Consider the following 18,771-nt stretch of genomic DNA (forward strand, 5'->3'; position numbering starts at 1 on the left):
GTCCTAGACTTCTTCCTGTTCGTTATCGGGCGCCTGACGGCTACCGACGAGGCCGCTCCGTCCGGTTCCACCGCGAGCGTCGGCGATTGCCGCAGCCAACCGTCGAGCATCATACGGCTTTGCCAGAACGACGGCCCCGGTTTCTCCCCTCACCGCACCCGGATCCCCGGTTGCGTAAATGATCACCGCGGATGGCTTGATAGATCGCGCCTTGGCCGCCAGTTCCGGGCCCGATGCGCCCGGCAGGTTAACGTCGGTCACAAGGACATCCACCGGTGCAGTCTGCAACGCCGTGATTGCGTCCTCGGCACTTGCTGCTTCGACCACAACGAAACCCGCATCGTTCAGCATATCGGCAGTTGTCATGCGGATGAGATGATCGTCCTCGACCAGCAGCACCGTCAGACGATCCACGTTCTCGTGCGGGCCGGGAGCCGGTGCTGAGACCGGATCGGGGTGAATTTGCGCAGGTTTTGGCTTAAGTGCGACCACCCGCTGCTTCTGGTTTGCCAACACATGCCGGAACTTTCGAGCAAGTGCTTCTCGGGTGTAAGGTTTCGACAGCAGTTCGACGCCTGCATCGAGCTTGCCACCATGGACGATCGAATTTTCCGTGTAGCCTGACGTGAACAGGACGCCGATATCGGGAAGCCTTTCCTTGGCTTTGCGTGCAAGCTCGGGGCTTTTGAGCGTGCCGGGCATGACAACGTCGGTGAACAGCAGGTCGATCGGAATGCCGCTGTCGATGACTGTCAACGCGCTCGCGGCGTCGACAGCCTTCAATGTCCGGTAGCCAAGATCGGTCAGCAGCGCGATCACGGTGTCGCGCACCTCGGCATCATCCTCAACAACCAGCACCGTTTCCGTTCCACCGACGATCGGTCCATTATCGACAACAACCTCGACGTCTTCCGCCTGAAGCGCACGCGGCAGGTAGAGTTTGATCGTCGTGCCATGCCCAACTTCGGAATAGATTTTGACGTGACCGCCGGACTGTTTGACGAAGCCATAGACCATCGAAAGCCCAAGCCCCGAGCCCTTCCCTTCCGCCTTCGTAGAAAAGAACGGCTCGAACACTTTCTCGATGATCTCACGCGGCATGCCGGAACCCGTATCGGTGACCGCCATCATGACATATTGGCCGGGTGTCACCTCTTCATGCGCACGCGCATAGGCATCGTCGAGATGCGCGTTGGAGAGTTCGATCGTCAGCTTGCCGGCGCCCTGCATCGCGTCGCGAGCGTTGATGGCCAAATTCAGAAGCGCATTTTCGATCTGGTTCGGATCGATGAATGTGTTCCAGAGGCCACCACCGACGACCGTCTCGACTTCGACAGCTTCGCCAATCGCGCGCCGGATCATGTCATCCATGTCGCGCACAAAGCGGCTGATATTGACGACTTTCGGCTCAAGCGCCTGACGCCGGCCGAAGGCCAGAAGCTGGCTGGCGAGTTTTGATCCGCGCGAGACACCGGCCATCGCGTTGGCGATCTTGGTCTCGGCACGATCGTTGCCAACCACTTCCTTGGACAGAAGCTGGAGATTGCCGGAGACGACCTGCAGCAGATTGTTGAAGTCGTGGGCCACGCCGCCGGTCAGCTTGCCGATGGTTTCCATCTTCTGTGACTGGGCCAGCTTGGCTTCCGCCTGGCGCCGTTCGCCGATTTCGGCGATGACGCGGGCTTCGAGATTTTCGTTGAGCTGCCGGAGCTGCTCTTCGGCACGCTCACGATGGCCAACCTGCCGCGCCAAAGCTTCCGCATGTTCACGCAAGGCCTCTTCGGCGGCGCGCTGGTGGGTAATGTCGGTATGGACGCCAACCCATTCGACGATCGAACCGTCCGACCGCAGGATTGGAAGTGCCCGGATCATGAAGCGTCGCCAGGTGTCGTCATGGCGACGGACACGATGTTCGTAGACGAACATCATTTTGGATGCGACCGCTTCCTCCCAGGCTGATACGGTACCACCGACATCTTCCGGGTGAACGGCGTTCGCCCAGCCAAATCCCTGATACTCTTCGTAAGCCTGGCCGGTCAGCGACGCCCATGCCGGCTGCTCGCCAAGCATCTGGCCATCGGCGCTGTTGGTCCAGAGGACGCCATGCATCGCATCCATGGCCGTGCGGAAGCGACCGTTGCTGGCAGCGAGTTGAGCTTCGCGAACGGCGCGTTCCTCGACGTCGATCCCGAGGATATAAACTCCCGGGACGGAGCCATCGGTCGCAACATGAGGGACGTAGCGGATCTCCAGTCGCCGCGGCGCGCTCCCTGCATGCGGGATGGCAACCTCGGCGGAAAAGGTCTCGCCCGCGAGCGCCCGATCCAGATCCGGCCTGCGGTTCTCATAGGCCTTTTCGCCAATTATCTCGACGACAGGCCGTCCCACCAGATCCTCAGGCTTTGTCCCAAACCAGTGCTCGTAGGTCGCATTGGCAAAACCATAGCGATGCTCACGGTCGACATAGGAGATCAGCATTGGCACCGCGTCTGTGACACGTCGGAGCTCGGCGGCGCTCGCCGCAATCCTTGCTTCCATCTGTGAACGATCGCTGTTGTCGACGACCGTGCAAAGAACCCCGCCGATCGATCCGTCTGCCTCATAAACCGGGGTGTAGAAGAGGTCGAAAATGAATGTCTTCGCCACACCGTCGCGGACCAGCGTCATCGGTTGATCGCGGTAGGAGCGCAGCTCGCCACGATGACCGGCCTCCAGCATCTCCCGGTTCCAGTCCCAGATTTCCGGCCAGATGCCGGGCACCGTGCCGCCCAAGGCCGCCGGGTGGTTTGGACCCGCGATCTCGCTGTAGCGGTCGTTGTAGATCATCACGTGGCTGTCGCCCCACATCAGGACCTTGGCGACCGGGGAATTGACGACATTGGCAACCGTCGTTCTGAGTTCGACCGACCAGTTTTGCATTGGGCCCAAGGCAGTGGCTGCCCAGTCGTGAGCACGAATGATCTGCCCGCACTCGCCGCCGCCGATCGGCCATACCGCTGGCAACGGCCGAGCGGCACTTGCGCCGTCCCGAAGGGTTCGCAATGCCGCGCGGACAACCTCGCTGGCGTTGGTGTAATCACCCGACGCAAGGCAGTCGTTGATAAAGCCTTCCAGTTCGGAGGTGAGCGAAACGTTGCGAGACAGTCTATTGGTCATGATTTCTGCTCGCAGGTTGCGCAGGCTGTGTCAACAATTGACACAGGGCTTATCTGAAATCCCTCGTATACAGCCAGGGGTTTCCATACAAAATTGCAGTGCGACGTCACTCTTCCCGCAAAAATCGCAGCGAGCTCGTTGAACACTGACAAGGAACACCTGGCAACTCCGGGCGTTCGGCCTATACCAGCCAACGTATGGCGACCCACGAGAGAAGAAAAATGCCGTACAATGTCCTCATCGTCGAAGACCAGCCAATTCTCGCTATGGGTGTCGAAGATGCCGTCGAAGCACTTGGACATTGCACGATCGGGATCGCCAGCAATGCAACCGACGCGCTGAAATATCTTGATACCGCAGACATCGCCCTTGTCGACGTCAACCTTGATGATGGCGCCACCGGCCCCGACATCGGACGACAGATGGCCAACGCCAATGTCGCCGTGCTGTTTATGACCAGCGATCCTTCGGCACTCGGAGCCGGCGTCAACGGAACGCTTGGTGTCATGGAAAAGCCGATGATGGATCTCGAGATGATAGAGGCAATTCAGTTCGTCGCCGACTGCCGATCCGGAACATCCGCGCCTGTTCCACCCAGGAAACTAAGAATCTTCGCTCACTGATCGATTCAAGGCCAGTCAAAGCTTCTGTCCCCTTTTTTATCTGAAGGCAGGCCGCTATGTTTCGATCATCGCTCTTGGTGTGGCGGGGACTGGTCAATTGGATGGAATGGGCGTGAAGCAGATCAACTGGGATGAAACCGAACGGTCGGCTGCGCTCCACTCCTACGACATGCTGGATACACCACGCGAGCAGGATTTCGATGATCTCGCCAAGGTCGCGTCGGAATTTTGCGCAACGCCGATTGCGGTGGTCAATCTTGTCGACAGTACCCGGCAGTTCTTCAAGGCGGAAGTCGGGCTCGGGGTTCGCGAGACACCGCTCGAAACAGGCTTCTGTCAGCACGCTATCCTGTCCGAAGATATCCTCGTCATTCCCGACGCCACCAAGGATCACCGTTTCGATTGCAATCCGCTGGTCACCGGCGAGCCGGGGCTGAGGGCCTATGCCGGCGCTCTGCTGAAATCACCGGAAGGCTTGCCGATCGGCACGGTCTGCGTCCTGGACTACCAGCCGCGCGAGTTCACGCAGGCCCAAGTGGAAATGCTGCGCTTCCTGGCACGTCAGGCAATGGCCCAACTCGAACTGCGCAGAACCGTCGCCCAGCAGAGACAGCTTTTGCGCCGCGCCCGCTCAGCCGAGCGCGAAAAGGCCAATTTCGAGCGCGTTGTCCGGCAGGCCTCCGATTTTATCGGCATGGCAGATGCGCATGGTCACGTGCTGTTCTTAAATGATGCCGCACGCGCTTTGGTTGGATTGGCCGCTGACGAGGTGCTCCGCACCTCGATCTGGGACTATATTGCCGAAGAGCATCACCAAATTTTCCGGGAAGACGTCATCCCGTTGATCCGCGCTGGCGAGAGCTGTGAGCGCGAATTGAGGCTTCGCCATTTTGGGTCAGGTGCGAGCGTTCCTGCGCTTTACTCGATATTTCCGATGCGTGACGAAGTCGGCGATCTCTTGGGCTATGGTTTTGTCAGCAAGGATATCTCGGAACGCAAGGCCGAAGAGCAGCGCCGAGCCGAGGTCATGGGCGAAGCCGCTCATCGCATCAAGAATACCCTGGCGGTCGTCCAGGCAATCGTTTCCCAGACGTTGAAAACGGCGACGTCACTTGATCAGGGGCGGGAAAACATCTCCAAACGTGTTGCAGCACTCGCAAGCGCGCAGGATATTTTGACAGCCGCAGAAGGCTCTGTGGCGGACATCGTCGACGTGATTGCCAGCGCCATGGCGCCGCACGACGGAGGTACCGGACGTGTCACCATGGGCGGGCCGTCGCGCCTGCTGGCCGCATCCCAGGCTTTGGGTCTTTCGCTCGCGCTTCACGAGCTGGCGACCAACGCTGCAAAATATGGCGCATTGTCAGGCGATGCCGGCAATGTCGGGATCGAATGGACCGTATCGCCGGAGGGCGCGTTCATTCTCGAATGGATAGAGAGTGGTGGACCGGCGGTTGCTACACCTTCGGGCACGGGCTTTGGGTCAAAACTGATCAAGAAAATGGTTGCGCCTTATTTCCAGGGTGCCGCGACGTTGGACTTCCATGCAGAAGGCGTTCGGTTTCGCCTTGAAGGCAAGCTAGCCGAAATGGTGTGATAGCGCCTGGCCCGAACGCAGTTTAGCTTAAAGCGCATCGAACCTTTGAGCTAGCTAGGGCGCGACTTGAACATCTTAGACAGATTGGCAGAGAAACAAAAAGGCCGGGGCGATACCGCACCGACCTTCCTGATTATCGCTTAATCACCCCTGCCAGTCCATCCGTGGTCAGACGCTGGAAAGCGACACGACCCCGCAAGATGCACCTCTGGAGCACTCCTCGGCGGGGGTCTCGACCCCAAAGTCGGGCAGCGGCCGGGCCAAAGCCCGGCCATCTATCAAATCACTCGATGACCTGCACGACCCGGCGGGACGAAGGTTCGACGATGACCCGCTGTTGGTTGACAACAGCGTAGCCGTATTTCGGATCCTCCGGGATCTGCTGCACGACAACTGTCTGTGGGAGAGGTTCGCCGACAACGACCCGTTCCTGAACGACCACGCGTTCAACCGGCGCCGGGGCCTGGCGGACGTAGGTAACGACGCGCTCCGGCGGCGGATCGATTGCGGTGCCTGCGATGGCGCCGACGACGCCCCCAACCGCAGCTCCGATCGGCCCGCCAACCACAGCACCAGTCACCGCACCGCCGGCAGCTCCGGTTACGGTTGAGTTCTGAGCGAAAGCCGTACCTGCGGCAAGAACGGCCGCCACAACGAGCACAAGACGTTTAATTGACATGAATCTCTCCCTTGGCGCTTGAAGCGCGCTCAACAACGCGGCTCCGACAAGTCGGTTCCAGTAACGGCCAAGTGGGCTGCTTTTTCCATGCGCGGGAGGTTGTTCGCGTGGATCCCACCCCACACGTTCGTACGCAGCATGGCGCATGCGGAACCGGATAAGGCGCGGGGCATTAGAGCACCATTCCGCCGTAGTCTTATTCCTGGAAGTTGAGGCATTGAATGACAGCACCCCCGTCCTTCTTCGACTTCGTAGAGGAGGTCGTCGACAGCCTGCGCGATATCACGCCTCGGCCTAGCGTCGAGCTTGGCGTCCTGCATGGATTTTGCCTTGATGCGGCCCAAGAAAGACGAAAAAAATTCGTTGATTTCCTAACGAGCCCCGGCGGGCTGACCGCGCTGTCTGCTGCCCTCGGGCAGATGCCCGGCAAGGTGGTTCAGGCCGATATTGAGGGAAAGACCTGGAAATTCGTCCGTGAGCGATCAACGGGCGATCCTGGAGAAGGTTAGCGAAACCATTTCTCAGCGGCAGCGATAAACTCTTGCTCGTCACGGGTGCCGTCCAGGCCGGCCCTCGGGGCCACTACGTGAAGATTTTGCACGATAGCTTTGAGGGTGAAAGGACATTGAGAAGCGGAACTTATGGTCGCCCTCCCCGGTTAATCAACCTCAGGAAACCGAGGAAAGACTAATGGCATTTATTGAGGCAAAGGACGGCACTCAGCTCCACGTCAAAGACATGGGAAAAGGTCACCCCGTGATGCTCATCCATGGCTGGCCTTTGACGGGCGACATGTTCGAATATCAGACGATCGCACTTCTTGAGGCCGGCTACAGGGTGATCACCTACGACCGCCGCGGGTTCGGCCAGTCCGGCCATCCTGCCGATGGTTACAATTACGATGTCTTTGCAGATGACCTCGCCTCAGTGATCGATGGTCTCGAACTGCAGAAAGTCCATCTGGTCGGCTTTTCCATGGGCGGTGGTGAGATTGCCCGTTACCTGTCACGCCATGGCGCCGCCAAGGTGGCGAAAGCCGCGTTGGTTGCTTCTGTTGCGCCGTACCTGTTGAAAGACGACTCCAATCCTGATGGCGTCGATGGCAGCGTTTTCGACGACATGAAGAAACAGGTCCGCGAAGATCGCTTCGCGTTTTTGCAGAGCTTTGCCAAGACTTTCTACGGCGTCGGCCTCGTCAGCAAGCCCGTCAGCCAGGGGGTGCTCGATTGGTCATTCGTCCTTGGTGTGATGGCCAGCCCGAAGGCCACAATCGACTGCATCGACGCGTTCGGCCGGACGGATTTCAGAGGCGATCTGAAAGCCTTCACGATCCCCACCCTGGTCATCCACGGCACATCGGACAAGACCGTTCCCATTGAGCCGTCCGGGCGAGCCGCTGCGAAGGGCATTGCAACCGCCACACTGATTGAATATGACGGCGAGCCGCACGGCCTGTTCGCGACCGCGCCAGAGCGTCTGAACCGTGATTTGATCGAGTTCTTGGCCTGAACCGAATTGGGTATTCCAGCCAGGCCGATAAAGGCTTGGCTGGATCAAATTTCGCCGACTTCACGCCCATTCTGGCCAACTTCGCGATGCGTCCGCCGCCCTTACCCTTGCGAGATCAGGTCGCTGACGCGCCTCGCGAATGCGTCCATCTGGAACGGCTTTGTCATGACATGCATGCCAGTTTCAAGGTGACCATGGTTCAGCACGGCATTCTCTGCGTATCCTGTGATAAACAACACCTCGAGTTCCCTGCGAAGGTTACGCGCCGCGTCCGCGAGTTGGCGTCCATTCATGCCATTGGGGAGCCCGACATCTGTGATCAGCAAATTCAAAGATTGATCTGACTTCAGGATCTTCAACGCGGATGCGGCATCGCCAGCCTCGATGATCGTATATCCGAGCTCTTCCAGCGCTTCTGCCGCCACCATGCGAATAAGCGGTTCGTCATCGACCAGAAGTATGGTCTGAGCCCCACCTGACCGCGGCATATCTTCAGCTAGTGGCTCAGCGGCACTGGTTTCCGCTTCGCCGTGATGGCGAGGCAAATATATGGCGATCGTCGTCCCTTGGTCGATTTCCGAGTATATTCGAACGGCTCCCCCCGACTGACCAGCGAAACCATAGACCATCGACAGGCCAAGGCCTGTACCCTGACCGATGGGCTTGGTCGTGAAGAATGGGTCGAAAGCCTTCGCGACTGTGTCTGCAGTCATGCCTGTGCCAGTGTCGCTGACACACAGCGAGGTATATTGGCCGGGTTCGAGGTTTCTTTCCCTGGCCGCACTGGCGTCCATCCATCGATTGCTCGTCTCGATGGTGATCTTGCCTCCATTGGGCATAGCGTCACGCGCATTGATGCAAAGGTTGAGCAGAGCGCTTTCCAGTTGCCCCGCGTCAACAAAATTGAGCCAGAGTCCCGCCGCACCGACTGTCTCGACAGAGATCTCCGGGCCGACGCTGCGATGAATCAGCTCGAGCATTCCGTTGACCAGCGAATTGATGTCGGTGACTTTGGGATCGAGCGTTTGCCGTCTCGAGAAGGCAAGCAGGCGTTGTGTCAACCCGGCCGCACGGCGAGCCGCGCCGCTCGCGCCGGTAATATAACGGTCAAGATCTGATATCCTGCCCTGAGCCAAGCGGGTGCCCATCATCTCCAGGCTGCCGCTAATCCCGGCGATCAGGTTATTGAAGTCATGCGCCAGCCCCCCCGTGAGTTGCCCAACAGCTTCCATCTTCTGGCTTTGCCGCAAAGCATCTTGGACCACTTTCAGTTCGTGCTCAGCACGGAGGCGGTCGGAAATGTCCACTGCCAGATGAAAGGCCCCGACAACGTTGCCGCTTTCATCCAGCAGCGGCGTGTAGTTGATTTCCCACATCGGCGTACCAAACTCTGGCCGGCCGAACTCGCTTGTTATTGTAAAATGCTCGCCCTTGAGGGCACGTTGCATGTTGGCCCGCATCACCGGGCGCTGTTCCTCTACAAACAGGTCGGGAAAGACGTCGCCCAGCTTGGTGTCGAACCCGTTCACCCGTCGGAATTCGTCCTGGTGAGCGGTATTGAAGGCAATCAGCCTGTACTCTGTGTCAAAGGCGCAAATCGGTGATGTCGTGGCATCGACGATGTCGCGGAACTGGCGAAGCTCGGCCGTGCGCTCAAGGACTGTGCTTTCCAGCGTCTCATTCAACTGCTGCAGTTTCTGCTCGGCGGCCCGGCGGGCGGAAATGTCGGTGAACAGGATAGCGACCTGCCCCGGCTGCGCGGCCGGGAAAGCATAGACATCGAACCACCGACCAAGGGTATCAGAGCCTTGAATGAAACGTGTGGGCTGGCCAGTTTTCGCGACACTTCCATAAGTCTCATACCAATGCTCTTCCAGGGTCGGTGCGGCCGTCCGAAGCCACTGTTTGTAGATAACCTCGGGAAAGCCCGTCTGGCTGTAGAATGCCGGGTTGGCCTCGATAACGCGGTAGTCGATCCGCGTCTGTCCGTCGTCGGTGGATGCAGCCAGATCGACTTCTACAATGCAGAATCCGTCCTCCAGTGCCGTGAAAAGCGCCCGATAGCGCTCTTCGCTAAGCTGCCGAGCCGCGTCGTCCTTCTGCTGCTGATGGGCTCTTGCGATCTGCTGGCCTGCTTCCTGCAGCAGCTGCATTTCTTCCAGGTGCCATTGCCTGACCTCGGCATGGTTGACGAAGAGGATGGCCTCCAGCTTCCCGTCGACCACAATCGGCACATTCATGAGGGAACGGGCCGATCGCGCCTCAAGAGCATCCGCAGCCATGTAGGTACGAGCATCTAGGCGCACGTCCGAAATTGCAACGAACTCCTTGCGGCGCAAGCTTTCGACGAATGAGCCATACTCCAGCAGCTGCGTCGCGCCGGCGAGCGTGTCGGTAATGCCTGGGGCAAGATAATCCCGGTCGACGTAAAGGGTCGCCGTGGTGTCGTCGACGTGACCGTAGCCGACCCGGCTCACCCCGAGAGCACCGCCGAGCACCGACGCAACGTCGAATGACAGGTCCTTTGAGTTGCCAGCGGCCCTGATGACCTCGCCAAGTTCGGCCAGTGTTTGCCAACGCTGTTCAGCACGCTTGGCATCGGTTGTATCGTAGCCACCAACAAATATGCCGGTGATCTGGCCCTCGGCGTCGCGGATGGGGTTGTAGAGCAGGTCAATGAAACGTTCGCCATTGGCCCGATCAAGGCTTATAGGAATAGACCTCGCGGCATAAGGAGTGCCTGTTTGATAAACTTGGTCGAGCAGCTCGTAGAAGCCTTGACCGTCCAGCTCTGGAAACACCTCCCGAACCGTGTGTCCGACAAAGTCTCTCGGCCCCGAGATCTCCCGGTAAGCTTCGTTCACGTATTCGTAGACATGATCCGGTCCCCGCAAGATGCAGACAAATCCGGGCATGAATTCGAATACGTCGTTCTGTCCACTCGCAACGATGTCAGTCACTTGATCCCCCGCGTGGCTGCTGCGCAGGAGGCGCATCAATGGCTTCATGCTAAATCTGCTAATACATGAAAAGTTTCAAGTGGGCAGAAACGGCTCGAGCGCCGACGTCGATCTCCAATTCTCAGACGAATTTTTCGCCGATTGAAAGGAGAACGCTTGGAGTCGGTCAGCGTCCAAGCGGTCAGGCGGCGAGAACTGTTGCTTTTTAGAATGGTTCCACGTTACTCAAGGCTCGATCATGCCCCCCTGTGCGGTCGGGTCCGTCAATATATCCGGAGCAAGAAATGAGCGATGATCAGCTACAAACTGACCGGGTACAGCAGGCACTGAACCAGGCCGCTGAAAAGAAGCGGGATAAACTGGCCAGCCGCGGTAAAGGCCGGAGATCTCGGTCTTCTGAGAACCAGGTCATCGGCGAAAAGACGAAAGCTGTTCGCAACGGGTCCGAGGACAGCGATCTTTAGATTTCGAGCTTGTCCTTGATGGGATACTGAACGACAAACTATCATTTCCGGATACCGAAAAGCTGACAGTTCCCCAGAGCCGAGGTCTTTCAGGGTAGCAATGATCATTGTTGATCAACCGTCGAGGCAGTCGTTTTGCAGGTAGGCTGCAGAACGGTACGGGGCTTCGGACATCCATTCGTCCCAACCAACTGATAAGCCGCGGCGATGCTAATGACCCTCTCCCTCGTTCTTAAAGGCCAGTGGCAGAAAGGCAACGCTGAAGCCTACTCGCGGAGTGGAGCTCAATCCAACTCGAACGAATCCCGTTGACCCGAGCTCACGTACAAAACACTCCCATGAAACAATCGATTTTCGGCTGGGCCGACCGCGTAAGAATTTTTCCCCGTCCTGCAGGGAACTCTTATCGTCATCGCGCGTTACGGCGCTGATTTGAGGAACAGTCAGAACGAGTGGTACCGTGAATGCTAAACCTGAGCCCGGATTACGGGAAAATTTTATTTGGTCCAGCTCGGGTTCGCTTTGATGCCTGTGCCGCATTTTCTAAAAGTCCGTACCTTGCGGGCGGCGCTCGAAACTGTTTTCACCACTTCCGAGGTGAATCCGTGTTAGTCGACCGCCCCTAGAGTGGCGTCGTTGCTTATCAACGATGCAACAGTTAGGCGTTCGGTACTCAAATCATTTGCACTCCATTCGAGATATTCATGACGACGTCCACAACACCGACGCCAACCCGACGTGCCATAGGCGTTGATCCAGCGGTTGCCTTCAGTCTTATCGGAGCTTTAGCGTTTTTCGTCATCAGCGCAGCCGTCGCCTGGTACAATGTCCAGACACTGCGTTCCAACAACGAGCGTGTCGTCCACAGCCATGAGGTGATCGTCGCTCTCGCCGACCTCCTGTCCAACATCCAGGATGCGGAAACAGGCCAACGTGGTTTTCTGCTGACGAATAGCGACCGCTATCTCGAACCCTATAATGCGGCAATCAACGCGATCCCGAGACGCCTCGACGCAATCGCCGGCATGATCAGCGACAATGCATCTCAGCAGCAACGGCTCGCCAATCTCAAATCGCGTGTCGAGGGAAAGCTGTCTGAGCTTCGCGAGACAATCGACCTGCGGCGGAGCCAGAGTGCTGAAGCGGCGCTCGCCGTCGTCAATTCCGATCGCGGCAAGGCCGAGATGGACGCGGTTCGGGCGCAGTTGACGGCGATGCGACAGGAAGAGACCCGTCTGCGCATCCAGCGTCTTTCGGAAATGGACGATGCTTATACGACCGCGTTCGCCAGTAGTATCCTCGCGGGCCTGCTCGGTGTGCTTCTGACGGTCGCGATCGGGGTGCTGATGCGCCAGGCGACGCTTTCACGGCGGCGGCAGGATTGGCTGCAGTCTGGAGAAGTGGGATTGAACGCGGCGGTCACCGGTGACCGCCGTACTGAAGAGCTTGGTGACAGCATCCTGCAATTTCTGGCTCGTTACACCGGCGCCGTCGCCGGCGCGATTTTTGTCAAGGATGAGGACGACTTTCTACGCGCCGCGACCTACGGAGTCCCAGAAGGTGCGAACGTGCCGGAACGCTTCAAGTCGAAAGAAGGTCTACTGGGACAAGCGGTGACCGGCGCAAAACCTATCCTGATCGAGGGCGTTCCAGACGGCTATCTGGCCTTCGGTTCGGCGCTTGGACGCGACAAGCCACGCCATTTGATGATCTCTCCTGGAAGTGTCGATGGTGCGGTGAATTCCGTCATCGAACTCGGTTTCCTGCGTCCCGTCGATAATTCGGTTCTAAGCCTTCTCGATCAGGCCTCAGCCTCGATCGCTACTGCAGTTCGATCGGCGAAATACCGGAGCGACCTCCAGAATTTTCTCCGCGAAACCCAACGCCAGGCAGAAGAGCTTCAAGTTCAGGGCGAAGAATTGCGCGTTTCCAACGAGGAGCTCGAAGAGCAAGGCCGGGCACTCAAGGAATCGCAGGCACGTCTCGAGCAGCAGCAGGCTGAGCTCGAACAGACGAACTCCCAACTGGAAGAGCAGGCCCAGCAGCTCGAAGGCCAGCGCGACGACCTTGAGAGGGTCAACGCGTCGGTGCAGCTCAAGGCCCGCGAACTCGAACAGGCAAGCCAGTACAAGTCGGACTTTCTTGCCAACATGTCACACGAGCTGCGCACGCCGCTCAACTCGTCCCTGATCCTGGCCAAGCTTCTGGCAGACAACCCTGAAGACAATCTCACGGCCGAGCAGGTCAAGTACGCGCAGACGATCCAGTCTTCCGGCAATGACCTTCTCAATCTAATCAACGACATTCTCGATCTGTCGAAGATCGAGGCAGGCCATGTTGATATTCGGCCCGAGTCCGTCTCTCTCGAGAGATTGGTTAGCGGTCTCAAGCAGCTTTTTGATCCTGTGTCAAAGTCGAAAGGCCTTGGCTTTGAGATCGATATCGCGCCCGAGGCGCCAGCCATCATTGAGACAGATCCGCAACGTCTCGAGCAGGTGCTCAAGAACCTGTTGTCGAATGCTTTTAAATTCACCGAGAAGGGCAAGGTTACTCTCACGCTTCGCAGCGCCACCGACGGTCAGCTCGCGTTGGCGGTAACCGATACCGGTATTGGCATCGCAGAGGATCAGCAGCGCAGCATCTTCGAAGCCTTCCATCAGGCCGATGGTACGATTAGCCGCCGCTTTGGCGGAACAGGCCTTGGCCTGTCGATCTCCAGGGAGCTTATTCGCCTCCTCGGCGGTGCAATCCACCTGACCAGTCGGCACAACCACGGAAGCACGTTCACAGTTGTTATCCCTGTCTCGTACGATCCGTCGCGTGTCGTTTCCCGTGACATTCGTACCGTGGATCCGGTAGCGATTCCGCGACCCGTTGTCGAAGAGGTGCGGGCGCTTCAGCCCGAACGCCATCGGATCGTTGAAGACGATCGCTCGGCTGCAGCTGACGGCAAGCGCACGTTGCTGGTCATCGAGGACGACGAAACGTTTTCTGCTATCCTTCGCGACCTTGCGCGCGAAATGGGTTTTCGTGCGCTCGTCGCAGGAACGGCCCACGACGCACTCGAACTTGCCAAGCAGCACATGCCGAGCGCCATTGTGCTCGACATCGGATTGCCGGATCAATCTGGGCTCTCGGTGCTCGATCGGCTGAAAACCGATGTCCGCACGCGCCATATCCCGATCCACATTGTGTCGGCCGACGACTATGCGGAGACTGCGCTTTCTTTGGGCGCTGTCGGTTACATGATGAAGCCAGTACAGCGTGAACAGCTCGTCGAAGTTCTTCACAAGCTGGAGGCCACGCTCTCGCAGGGTGTACGACGCGTTCTGATCGTCGAGGACAACGAGGTCCAGCGGGAAGCTGTTATGAAACTCCTGACCTCGCATGACGTCGAAACGGTCAGTGCCGGCACGGCTGCTGAATGCCTGATGCTGCTCAAAGAGCAGACGTTCGACTGTATGGTCCTCGACCTTACCCTTCCCGACGCGTCCGGCTACTCGCTTCTGGAGACCATCAGCGGCGACGACAGCCATTCCTTCCCGCCCGTGATCATTTACACGGGAAGGGTTCTGTCGGCGGATGAGGAGCAGCGTCTGCGGCGCTATTCGAAGTCTATCATTATCAAAGGCGCCAAGTCGCCTGAGCGACTGCTCGACGAAGTGTCCTTGTTCCTGCATCAGGTGGTCTCGGACCTGCCGGATGAACAACAGAAGATGATCCGTAAAGCGCGCAACCGGGATGCGTTATTGGAGGATCGCCGGATCCTGATTGTCGAAGACGACGTTCGCAACGTCTACGCGCTGACGAACATCCTTGAACCCCGCGGAGCCGTCATCGAGATCGCCCGCAACGGCCAAGAGGCGCTCGACAAGCTCGGCCAGTCGCAGGGCGATCCGACCAAAGCGATCGACCTTGTCCTGATGGACGTGATGATGCCGGTGATGGACGGATTGACCGCAACACGCACTATCCGGAAAAACTCCGACTGGAAGAAACTACCGATCATCACGCTGACGGCCAAGGCCATGCCTGACGACCAGCAACGCTGCATCGAAGCCGGCGCCAACGACTATATGGCCAAACCCCTCGACGTCGAAAAACTACTGTCGCTCGTGCGTGTCTGGATGCCCCGGTGATCGAGACATTCGAGAAAGTCGAGGACATCGAGATCCGGCTTCTTCTGGAAGCACTCTACGTCCGCTACCACTACGATTTCCGCAACTATGCCATGGGGTCGATCAAACGTCGCCTGCGACAGGCTCGCGAACAGATGGGATTTGCCACAATCTCCGCGCTGCAGGAGAAGGTTCTGCACGACGAGACTATGCTGCCGAGGCTGCTCGGCTATCTCACGGTCCAGGTGAGCGAGATGTTTCGCGATCCGAGCTATTTCCGCGCAATCCGCGAAATAGTCGTTCCGCACTTGAAGACCTACTCGTCGCTAAAGATCTGGATCGCCGGCTGTAGCTGTGGCGAGGAAGTCTACTCAATGGCAATCCTGTTTCGCGAGGAAGGGCTGGAAGATCGAACGATCTTCTATGCGACCGACATCAACCAGGATGCGTTGCAGGCTGCCGAAGCGGGCGTGTACGACCTCGACCGGATCCAGTTGTTCACGGAAAATCATCGGAAATCGGGCGGCAAATCGTCCCTTTCCGATTACTACAATGCCGGCTATGGCCGGGTCTCTTTCGACCGGTCACTGCGCGAGCGGGTTGTTTTTTCCGACCACAGCCTGGTTACGGACGCCGTATTCGGCGAGATGCATCTGATCTCCTGCCGCAACGTGATGATCTATTTCGACCGGCCCCTGCAGGACCGCGCCGTCGGACTTTTCAAGGACTCCCTGGCGCGAAAAGGGTTTCTGGGTATCGGCGCAAAGGAAAGCCTCCGCTTTTCCGAGCATGCGGATGGATTTAAGGAATTTGTCCGCGAGGACAAGATTTATCAGAGGGTCGGCATATGAAACCGGCCAAACCAAAGGCGATCGTGATCGGGGCCTCCGCGGGCGCATTAGAGGCGCTGTCCGTTATACTGCCATCGATACCGGCTGATTTTCGCACTCCTATCGTAGTCGTCGTGCATATCCCGCCGGACAAAAAGAGCGTGCTTGCAGAGCTGTTCCGAGCCAAATGCCGGATCCAGGTGATTGAGGTAGAAGACAAGGAACCGCTCAAGCCCGCGACTGCCTATTTCGCGCCGCCGGATTATCATCTTCTTGTGGAGGATACCGAGACGCTCGGGCTGACTTATGAAGAACCCGTTCTGTTTTCCAGGCCTTCCATCGACGTCCTATTCGAAAGCGCCGCCGACGTTTACGGTTCAGATGTAGCGGCCATACTTTTGACTGGCGCCAACGAGGACGGCGCAAGAGGCCTGGCCGCCGTCGCGAAAGCGGGTGGGCGAGTTATCGTGCAAGATCCAGAGACGGCCTTCGCTTCGGCTATGCCCGAAGCCGGCTTGAAATTTTGCCCGAATGCCGAGGTCATGTCACTGGACGGCATTTCTAAATATTTGAGGAGGTTCGACTGAAATGAGCCAGGTATCGTTTCTTTTGGTCGACGATCTCGAAGAGAACCTCATTTCTCTCGAAGCCCTCCTGCGTCGCGAGGGCCTGACCCTTTTGAAGGCAAGATCGGGCGATCAGGCACTGGAGCTCCTTCTGGAAAACGACGTCGCTCTGGCGCTGATTGACGTTCAGATGCCTGGCCTGAACGGTTTTGAGCTCGCCGAGCTAATGCGTGGCAACGAGCGCACGCGACGCGTGCCGATCATTTTCGTGACCGCCGGCAACACCACTGATAGTCGTTGGCGGTTTCAGGGTTACGAGGCAGGGGCAGTTGATTTCATACAGAAGCCAATTGAGCCAGATGTTTTGCGCAGCAAGGCTGAGGTATTCTTCGAGCTTTATCGCCAGCGCCAACAGATTGCCGCACAACGCGACGAACTCCAAATCCATGCGGAGGCACTGAAGGAAGCAGATCGTCGCAAGAACGAGTTTCTCGCTACACTCGCTCACGAGCTGCGCACGCCATTGGCCCCCCTACGCAATGGCCTTGATCTCCTTCAACGCAACCCGAATGGGGACAAAGCTGGCGACATACGCGGCATGATGGACAGGCAACTGGTCCACCTCGTCCGGCTGATTGACGAGCTGCTCGATGTCTCGCGCGTCAGTCAGGGTAAGATCGAGCTGAGGAAGGAGGCGGTCAGGATTGTTGATATCGTCAGATCAGCGACGGAGGCAAGCCGCCCACTGATAGACGGCGAAGGTCATCTCCTGACGATCGAGATGCCGGAAGATCCGTTATGGGTCGACGGAGACGAGGTTCGGTTGTCACAGGCGGTTTCTAACCTCCTCAATAACGCCGCAAAGTATACGCCTGCGGGCGGGCAGATCACTCTTGGCGTGCGTGCGGACGGTCAGCGCATCATCATATCGGTCACCGACACGGGGATTGGTATAGCTGACAATATGCAATCAAAGGTCTTCCAGCTCTTCACCCAGATCGACGACCACCTGCAACGTTCTCAGGGCGGTCTCGGTATCGGTCTCGCCCTAGTACGACAACTTGTCGAATTGCATGGCGGTTCTGTTGACGCTTACAGCGCTGGGCCTGGGACCGGCAGTCGGTTCACGATCAGGCTTCCCATCAGGCCAGCCCCGGTACAGACACAGGAAGCGGAGCAACCAAGGCAGGCCCCCTCTTCGTTTCGACCACTCCGGGTTCTGGTGGTCGATGACAACCCCATCATCGCTGATACCCTCGGGATGATGCTCGAGGATATCGGTCATGAATTTGAGGCTGTCCATGATGGACGAAAAGCCCTGGACGCCGCCAAGCACTACCATCCTGACGTAATTCTCCTCGATATTGGCCTGCCGGGCATGAATGGCTATGAGGTTTGCAAGGCCTTTCGGAGCGAAGCGGAGTTCCAAGAAACACCAATCATTGCCCAAACTGGCTGGGGTCAAGACCGCGACAAGCAACTGGCCGCAGAGGCAGGCTTCAGTTTCCATCTGACGAAGCCGGTCCCGCTCGAACAACTGCAAAAAGTATTCGCGACTTTTTCGCTCTAATTAGCGATAAGCAGCGATTGACGGGTTCCCAGCTCTTGAGCGGGATCGAACCGTCGACCCGTTAGTCTGAAGACTGAAATCTGATAAAACTCAGCAGCTTAACCCGCTGCGGATCGACTAGAAGCTCACGTCACCACTCAACGAGCAAAGTTACGCGCAGCAAGCTGACCCATCGACGGCCGGCTCGCAGCAGGATGACTTCGCCTGTTCCTCCGCCAGCCACCGATCTCGCGGCTTGCAGCTCGCCGGCCGAGCTGAAAGGGACACGTCAAACGTGCCTGCGACGAGCCGCGGTGCAGACGCGCTGTAAAGGGCCATCGGCCGCACCCCGTCGCTAACCTCGAACGTCAGCCTTGCCGTCGGCTCCAGCCGCACATGGTCGGCCACCTTGCGAATGATCGCCGAGAACTTGCCGGCCGGCATGTGCGTCCGACCATCTTCGTCGATATCCCAGAGCTGCACGAAGATCTCCGACCAGGCTTCCGGGTTGGCGCCGCAATCGAGCGCCGAAAACTGCCCGGCCTTTACCTCGGTGACATGATATCCAGGCCGGACGGGACTGCCATCATAACTGAACACCAGCGGCGCATCCGGCGCCACAGCGAGAACATCCAGAAGATGGCCGAGACTGATGTCGGTCGAAACCGTCTTGTCGATCGCGTTCATGTGGGATATCCCTCCATCCAATAGTTCAAGGAT

13 protein-coding genes and 1 pseudogene are annotated in these 18,771 nt (G+C 58.1%); 9 read left to right on the forward strand and 5 right to left on the reverse strand.

Annotation, left to right across the window (positions count from 1 at the left end; translation table 11 throughout):
• Window positions 1-3: 3 nt before the first annotated feature.
• The gene (locus AC0JZ4_RS25325; RefSeq protein ID WP_471889281.1) at window positions 4-3,156 is read right to left on the reverse strand and encodes a PAS domain-containing protein; all 3,153 of its coding nucleotides are present in this window, start codon (window positions 3,154-3,156) and stop codon (window positions 4-6) included.
• A 197-nt stretch (window positions 3,157-3,353) separates the two neighbouring features.
• Between AC0JZ4_RS25325 and AC0JZ4_RS25330 the strand changes: the two genes are divergently transcribed.
• Window positions 3,354-3,779, forward strand: a complete 426-nt coding sequence (locus AC0JZ4_RS25330) for a response regulator (protein WP_471889282.1) — start codon at window positions 3,354-3,356, stop codon at window positions 3,777-3,779.
• Window positions 3,780-3,891: 112 nt separating this feature from the next.
• Window positions 3,892-5,376 carry an HWE histidine kinase domain-containing protein gene (locus tag AC0JZ4_RS25335; protein WP_471889283.1) on the forward strand — a complete coding sequence of 495 codons (1,485 nt, stop codon included), beginning with the start codon at window positions 3,892-3,894 and terminating at the stop codon, window positions 5,374-5,376.
• A 283-nt stretch (window positions 5,377-5,659) separates the two neighbouring features.
• On the opposite strand, the gene AC0JZ4_RS25340 is transcribed toward AC0JZ4_RS25335, so the two are convergent.
• Complete coding sequence (locus tag AC0JZ4_RS25340; protein WP_471889284.1) at window positions 5,660-6,055, reverse strand: DUF1236 domain-containing protein; 396 nt, start codon at window positions 6,053-6,055, stop codon at window positions 5,660-5,662.
• Window positions 6,056-6,276: 221 nt separating this feature from the next.
• On the opposite strand from AC0JZ4_RS25340, the gene AC0JZ4_RS25345 reads away from it, so the two are divergent.
• Both AC0JZ4_RS25345 and AC0JZ4_RS25350 read left to right on the forward strand, forming a co-directional pair.
• Complete coding sequence (locus AC0JZ4_RS25345; protein WP_471889285.1) at window positions 6,277-6,564, forward strand: hypothetical protein; 288 nt, start codon at window positions 6,277-6,279, stop codon at window positions 6,562-6,564.
• Between the two features lie 181 nt (window positions 6,565-6,745).
• Window positions 6,746-7,564: an alpha/beta fold hydrolase gene (locus AC0JZ4_RS25350; RefSeq protein WP_471889286.1), complete on the forward strand. Its 819-nt coding sequence runs from the start codon at window positions 6,746-6,748 to the stop codon at window positions 7,562-7,564.
• Window positions 7,565-7,665: 101 nt separating this feature from the next.
• Here AC0JZ4_RS25350 and AC0JZ4_RS25355 read toward each other — a convergent pair whose 3' ends face one another.
• Window positions 7,666-9,249, reverse strand: coding sequence for an ATP-binding protein (locus AC0JZ4_RS25355; RefSeq protein ID WP_471889418.1), 1,584 nt, complete (start codon window positions 9,247-9,249; stop codon window positions 7,666-7,668).
• Between the two features lie 204 nt (window positions 9,250-9,453).
• Window positions 9,454-10,572, reverse strand: a pseudogene (locus tag AC0JZ4_RS25360) (PAS domain-containing protein); the annotation flags it as partial.
• A 236-nt stretch (window positions 10,573-10,808) separates the two neighbouring features.
• On the opposite strand from AC0JZ4_RS25360, the gene AC0JZ4_RS25365 reads away from it, so the two are divergent.
• The 5 genes from AC0JZ4_RS25365 (at window position 10,809) to AC0JZ4_RS25385 (ending at window position 18,072) form a co-directional block, all read left to right on the forward strand.
• Entirely contained in the window at window positions 10,809-10,988 is a 180-nt protein-coding gene (locus AC0JZ4_RS25365; protein WP_471889287.1) for a hypothetical protein, read from the forward strand.
• A 704-nt stretch (window positions 10,989-11,692) separates the two neighbouring features.
• Window positions 11,693-15,127 carry a response regulator gene (locus AC0JZ4_RS25370; protein WP_471889288.1) on the forward strand — a complete coding sequence of 1,145 codons (3,435 nt, stop codon included), beginning with the start codon at window positions 11,693-11,695 and terminating at the stop codon, window positions 15,125-15,127.
• Complete coding sequence (locus tag AC0JZ4_RS25375) at window positions 15,124-15,957, forward strand: CheR family methyltransferase (RefSeq protein ID WP_471889289.1); 834 nt, start codon at window positions 15,124-15,126, stop codon at window positions 15,955-15,957. Before AC0JZ4_RS25370 ends, AC0JZ4_RS25375 begins: the two co-directional genes overlap by 4 nt.
• Window positions 15,954-16,523: a chemotaxis protein CheB gene (locus AC0JZ4_RS25380; RefSeq protein WP_471889290.1), complete on the forward strand. Its 570-nt coding sequence runs from the start codon at window positions 15,954-15,956 to the stop codon at window positions 16,521-16,523. The genes AC0JZ4_RS25375 and AC0JZ4_RS25380 overlap by 4 nt, the downstream gene beginning before the upstream one ends.
• Window position 16,524: 1 nt before the next feature.
• The gene (locus AC0JZ4_RS25385) at window positions 16,525-18,072 is read left to right on the forward strand and encodes a response regulator (protein WP_471889291.1); all 1,548 of its coding nucleotides are present in this window, start codon (window positions 16,525-16,527) and stop codon (window positions 18,070-18,072) included.
• Window positions 18,073-18,222: 150 nt separating this feature from the next.
• Here AC0JZ4_RS25385 and AC0JZ4_RS25390 read toward each other — a convergent pair whose 3' ends face one another.
• The gene (locus AC0JZ4_RS25390) at window positions 18,223-18,738 is read right to left on the reverse strand and encodes a DUF6428 family protein (RefSeq protein ID WP_471889292.1); all 516 of its coding nucleotides are present in this window, start codon (window positions 18,736-18,738) and stop codon (window positions 18,223-18,225) included.
• Window positions 18,739-18,771: the final 33 nt, after the last annotated feature.

The organism is [Rhizobium] kunmingense (assembly GCF_977018605.1).

Coding starts and splice junctions, on each gene's coding strand:
- AC0JZ4_RS25370 (WP_471889288.1), top strand. CDS start 11,693: ATGACGACGTCCACAACACCGACGCCAACCCGACGTGCCATAGGCGTT.
- AC0JZ4_RS25340 (WP_471889284.1), bottom strand. CDS start 6,055: ATGTCAATTAAACGTCTTGTGCTCGTTGTGGCGGCCGTTCTTGCCGCA.
- AC0JZ4_RS25330 (WP_471889282.1), top strand. CDS start 3,354: ATGGCGACCCACGAGAGAAGAAAAATGCCGTACAATGTCCTCATCGTC.
- AC0JZ4_RS25345 (WP_471889285.1), top strand. CDS start 6,277: ATGACAGCACCCCCGTCCTTCTTCGACTTCGTAGAGGAGGTCGTCGAC.
- AC0JZ4_RS25325 (WP_471889281.1), bottom strand. CDS start 3,156: ATGACCAATAGACTGTCTCGCAACGTTTCGCTCACCTCCGAACTGGAA.
- AC0JZ4_RS25390 (WP_471889292.1), bottom strand. CDS start 18,738: ATGAACGCGATCGACAAGACGGTTTCGACCGACATCAGTCTCGGCCAT.
- AC0JZ4_RS25350 (WP_471889286.1), top strand. CDS start 6,746: ATGGCATTTATTGAGGCAAAGGACGGCACTCAGCTCCACGTCAAAGAC.
- AC0JZ4_RS25385 (WP_471889291.1), top strand. CDS start 16,525: ATGAGCCAGGTATCGTTTCTTTTGGTCGACGATCTCGAAGAGAACCTC.
- AC0JZ4_RS25365 (WP_471889287.1), top strand. CDS start 10,809: ATGAGCGATGATCAGCTACAAACTGACCGGGTACAGCAGGCACTGAAC.
- AC0JZ4_RS25380 (WP_471889290.1), top strand. CDS start 15,954: ATGAAACCGGCCAAACCAAAGGCGATCGTGATCGGGGCCTCCGCGGGC.